3 protein-coding genes and 1 pseudogene are annotated in these 5,137 nt (G+C 48.1%); 1 reads left to right on the plus strand and 3 read right to left on the minus strand.

Annotated features, from left to right (window positions below):
- The 3 genes and pseudogenes from A3GK_RS0109850 to A3GK_RS0109860 all read right to left on the minus strand — a co-directional run.
- Positions 1-239: pseudogene (locus A3GK_RS0109850) on the minus strand (IS256 family transposase); the annotation flags it as partial.
- 242 nt (positions 240-481) lie between these two features.
- Positions 482-2,398 carry a molecular chaperone DnaK gene (dnaK, locus tag A3GK_RS0109855; RefSeq protein WP_018029284.1) on the minus strand — a complete coding sequence of 639 codons (1,917 nt, stop codon included), beginning with the start codon at positions 2,396-2,398 and terminating at the stop codon, positions 482-484.
- 287 nt (positions 2,399-2,685) lie between these two features.
- Positions 2,686-4,347 (minus strand): AMP-binding protein, encoded by a 1,662-nt coding sequence (locus A3GK_RS0109860; protein WP_018029285.1) that lies wholly within the window; start codon positions 4,345-4,347, stop codon positions 2,686-2,688.
- Between the two features lie 298 nt (positions 4,348-4,645).
- On the opposite strand from A3GK_RS0109860, the gene A3GK_RS11350 reads away from it, so the two are divergent.
- Positions 4,646-4,828 carry a PspC domain-containing protein gene (locus tag A3GK_RS11350; protein ID WP_021902970.1) on the plus strand — a complete coding sequence of 61 codons (183 nt, stop codon included), beginning with the start codon at positions 4,646-4,648 and terminating at the stop codon, positions 4,826-4,828.
- Positions 4,829-5,137: the final 309 nt, after the last annotated feature.

Below are 5,137 nucleotides of genomic sequence, written 5' to 3' on the forward strand. Positions count from 1 at the left end.
ATAACGGGCATAAAACCACGCTGACGTGTCCGAGGAACTCGTAACTCAAGCATATTACCACTCGCAAAAATACGACGACCTCGGTAGCCATTACTGACATCTCCAGTATCTTCCTTGTAAAGTTCGCGTTCCCCTTCCATCACGATCTCTACAACCAGCTCCATCAATCCCTTAACTCCTTGCCCTTCAATTATAAAGTTTGAAAGAATTTCCTTAACTTGCACTCGTGTAAGTCTCATACTAATGTCTATCAATTTTGTTATTAATTCACAACTTCACAAAGATAGCATTATTGGGGCTTACACACATTTTAGGGACAGTATCCAAAAACTACCCCAAAATATACTCTAGGGGTCAAACTTGGGTTTAGAGTGACTATTATCATTGATTGTAGATGCGCTTCACTGTCGAGTATGTCATAAAAATAGGGTGAGCCAAAAACTTGGCTCACCCTATTGCTTCTAGTAAGTCTTCAATACGCTTACTTCACTTCTTCAAAGTCGGCATCAGTGACATGGTCATCGCCCTTAGTGCCTTGGTCAGAGGCACCACCTTGAGCTCCCATATCAGGGCCTGGCTGTGCTCCCGCATCGGCACCAGCATTGGCGTACATCTCCTGGCTCATCTGTTGCATAATCGCATTGAGTCCCGAAAGAGCAGAGTCAATAGCTGCCACATCTTGAGCCTTGTGAGCCTCCTTCAGCTTTTCTAGCTCTGCCTCTATCTGGCTCTTCTTATCAGCTGGCATCTTATCGCCAATCTCCTTCAGCTGCTTCTCAGTCTGGAAGATCACGCTATCAGCCTCATTGATCTTATCCACACGCTCACGCTCTTTCTTATCGGCCTCAGCATTGGCCTCTGCCTCTGCCTTCATACGCTCGATATCAGCATCGCTCAGACCGCTCGAAGCCTCGATACGGATCTTCTGCTCCTTACCCGTTCCCTTGTCCTTAGCAGAAACATTCACGATACCATTGGCATCAATATCAAAGGTCACCTCAATCTGTGGTACCCCTCTCATCGCTGCTGGGATGCCATCGAGGTTGAACTTACCCAGGCTCTTATTATCCTTTGCCATTGGACGCTCACCCTGTAGCACGTGGATCTCCACGCTAGGCTGGTTATCGGCAGCAGTGGTAAAGATCTGCGACTTCTTGGTAGGGATAGTGGTATTAGCATCAATCAGCTTGGTCATCACACCACCCATCGTCTCGATACCGAGTGATAGAGGAGTCACATCAAGTAGCAATACATCCTTTACATCACCACTCAATACACCACCCTGAATAGCAGCACCTAGAGCTACCACCTCATCAGGATTCACACCCTTCGAAGGCTCGCGACCAAAGATCTTAGCCACCATCTCCTGTACCGCAGGGATACGGGTAGAACCACCTACTAGGATCACCTCATCGACATCGCTAGGTGCCAAGCCAGCATCCTTCAAGGCTTGTGCTACCGGACCACGACAAGCCTGGATGTATCGGTCACTAAGTTGCTCAAACTTAGCCCTTGAGAGGGTGCGAACCAAGTGCTTTGGTACGCCATCTACTGGCATAATATATGGCAGATTGATCTCGGTAGAAGTACTGCTTGAGAGCTCAATCTTAGCCTTCTCAGCCGCCTCCTTCAGACGCTGTAGTGCCATAGGATCCTTACGTAGGTCTACCCCTTCGTCGTTCTTAAACTCCTCAGCCAACCAATCAATGATTACGTGGTCAAAGTCGTCACCTCCGAGGTGAGTATCACCATTGGTGGAAAGCACCTCAAAGACACCATCACCAAGCTCTAGGATAGAGATATCAAAGGTACCGCCACCGAGGTCGAATACCGCAATCTTCATATCCTTATGGCTCTTATCTAGTCCGTAGGCAAGAGCAGCAGCAGTAGGCTCATTCACGATACGCTGTACCTTGAGCCCTGCGATCTCACCCGCCTCCTTAGTAGCTTGGCGCTGAGCATCGCTAAAGTATGCTGGCACGGTGATCACCGCATCCGTCACCTCTGCACCGAGATAATCCTCGGCCGTCTTCTTCATCTTCTGCAGAATGATAGCCGAAATCTCCTGTGGAGTGTAGTGACGACCATCAATATCTACACGTGGGGTGTCATTCTCCCCCTCTACCAACTTATAAGGTAGGCGGTGTGCCTCATCCTTCACGGCAGAGTAACGCTCACCCATAAATCTCTTAATAGAGTAAACGGTATGCTGTGGATTGGTAATGGCCTGACGCTTTGCAGGGTCACCCACTTTACGCTCGCCATTCTCCACAAAAGCCACCACACTAGGGGTGGTACGCTTGCCCTCGCTATTAGCAATAACCACTGGCTCATTGCCTTCGAGGACGGCCACTACTGAATTAGTAGTTCCTAAGTCTATTCCTATTATCTTTCCCATAATCTTAATCAGTATTTTATTTAATTATTTCTGACAAGATAAGAGCAACCTATGTGCCAACCCTCCCAAAGTGCCAAATCTGTCACCCAAGACTGACATAAAAAGAGAATATTGCACAGCAATCGATCACACACATCGGACAATTCAGAGAGGTCAAACCCATGACCCCCGCTCATTGGTCCGACCTGTCTGACTCGTCCGACCTGTCCGATAAGGCACCCCTCAAAAAGAAAGGACCCCAGTAGAGAGGTCCTTTCTTCAAATGGTCGCCTTGGTATAGCGGCCGATTATTGGTAGAGGTATCGCTTGATACTCTGCTTAGGGGTCTTTTCAAACTCCCCATCAATCATCTCCATAGCAGCGATCTGTGCGTAGCTAGCGATCTGAGTATTGACCTGCTTTCGCTGATCATCCAAAATCGCTTTTATCGCCTCTTCAGTAGCATGCCCATCCTTTTCCAGCGCTGCTCTATCTACCGACAGTAGCGCCACTAGTCGCTTGTCACGTTGCACCAATATAGCATCATTCACATAGAGGAGCATAGCCAGCTTCGCTTCAATCTCCTCCGGGTAGATGTTCTGACCGTTGGAACCGAGTAGCATTGCCTTAGAGCGGCCGCGGAGGAATATTGTATCCTTCTCTATATAACCTAGGTCGCCAGTCCGCATCCAGCCATCCTCTGTAAAGAGATCGGCCGTCGCCTGCGGGTTTTTGTAGTAACCGAGGCAGACATTCTCGCCCCTTACCTGCACCTCGCCTACCATTTTGCCCTCAATAGATTGGGCTCCATCAATACGCACTTCCTCTATCTTATGGAGAATACGCCCTGCGGAGTGTTGTAAAAACTGTCGGTTCCCCGTATACGAGATGATAGGGGAGCACTCCGTCATGCCATAGCCGACCGTGATGGGGAAGCCGATCTTCATCAAAAACGCCTCCACCTCCGGATTGAGTGCAGCCCCACCGATAATCACCTCATTTACATTGCCCCCAAAGGTATCAATCAGGGTTTTGCGTATCTTCTTATGCACCACCCCCTTCACGATGGGTAGCTTCAAGGCCAGTGAGAGCCATTTATCTTTCAGCTTCTTAGCGAGGACATTCTTATAGATCTTTTCTAGAATTAGCGGTACCGAAATCACCAGCTTTGGGCGAATATCCTGAAGAGCTTTCAAGAGAATACGTGGCGTAGGCTTCGAGCCAAGGATATAGACATGCGTACCCTGTGCCTGTGGCAAAAGGAAGTTGAAAGCACAGCTATAGGCGTGGGCATTGGGAAGAAAGCAGAGCAAGTCGTCGCCACGGAATTGAAGCTTGGCATCTTGCCCAAATTGCACATTGGCAATCAAGTTATTCGCCGTCGCCATTACCCCTTTGCTAAAGCCAGAAGTACCCGAGGTGTAGCTGATCAAGACCATTTCGTCATTGCCGATCTCAGGGTACTTCACATCCTCCCGTGTGAAGCCATCGGGATACTTGGCACTGAACAGCGATGCCACATCCGTACTCTTTGCCAACTCCGTACGTGAAAGCTCAGCTATCGTCTGTAGATCCTTAATCCTAAAGGCCCCCCTTACCTCCGGAAGTGTCTCAAGGCTCAGTAACCGCTCATGCTCCTTACCCACAAAGAGTAGCTGGCTATCACTGTGCGCTATGATATGAAGGATGTCATCCTGATGAAACTCTGGCAAAATAGGAACCACCACCGCCCCATAGGTGACAACGCCCATCCACGTCATACACCACTCGGCACAGTCCTTACCTATAAGAGCCACTTTGTCGCCCCGTTTTATCTCGTTATGCTCCAAAATCAGATGCACACGTGCCACCCACTGGGCCACTTGTGCAAAACTATAGGTAACCCCCTCTTCATAATTGGAAAAAGCGGGAAGCACCCAATACTCTTTATACTTTTCCTCGTAGAGCTTAATAAAGTTCTGCTGTATCATAATTCTATAATCTATGGCGCATATATTCTAAATCTGTGCAAAGGTAGATATATCTTCAGAGAGAAACAAGAGAAGCCAGAGTTGATCTCACCAATTATAGAGCTAGCTATTGGCAACGAATAGTGACGCTTCCCGTAATCAGGATCTCATATTACCCATATAGCATCGACACAAATACCTGATATACAATTAGGAGACGGTTGCACGAAGACGCCCCACTTTGTGCAACTGTCACTTTCGTAACTTTTTTATAGGTACCTTTGCTAAAGACAGCTATTCATTTAATAGAATAAGTATTATGGAAAAGAAATTGTACAGAAGCAGTAACGACCGAATGGTCGGAGGCGTATGTGGAGGCATTGCAGAGTATTTTAATATCGACTCTTCGCTAGTACGTCTCTTATGGGTGCTCTTCTCCCTAATGGGAGGATCAGGCCTACTCGCCTACATCATTTGCCTTATTGTAATTCCAAGTAAGTAAGGAGCTCGATTAAGGGGGTAGAGAAGCCCCCCTAGGTAAAGTAATCCTGGGGGATCACCTTACAATCCCCTGGCCATTGGCCTAAGAGCCGTGACTAGGGGTAGGGGTTAGTCTGTCCTCTCCGGTTTTATTCAATCTCTTGTGAGTCGGATCATCTTATTCAGGACAAAAAAAAGGTATCTCTAAGCACCTCCTTAAACCTTCCACCTATGAGGAGACTGTTGCACGAAGGCGATCTGCTGCGTTGCTTTCGGAATTCGGGCCTCGGTCACGTACGTAAGTACGCTCCCTTCGTCCTCATCCTCAGCG

This window comes from Porphyromonas somerae DSM 23386 (assembly GCF_000372405.1).
Lineage (GTDB): Bacteria > Bacteroidota > Bacteroidia > Bacteroidales > Porphyromonadaceae > Porphyromonas_A > Porphyromonas_A somerae.

Coding starts and splice junctions, on each gene's coding strand:
- dnaK (WP_018029284.1), bottom strand. CDS start 2,398: ATGGGAAAGATAATAGGAATAGACTTAGGAACTACTAATTCAGTAGTG.
- A3GK_RS0109860 (WP_018029285.1), bottom strand. CDS start 4,347: ATGATACAGCAGAACTTTATTAAGCTCTACGAGGAAAAGTATAAAGAG.
- A3GK_RS11350 (WP_021902970.1), top strand. CDS start 4,646: ATGGAAAAGAAATTGTACAGAAGCAGTAACGACCGAATGGTCGGAGGC.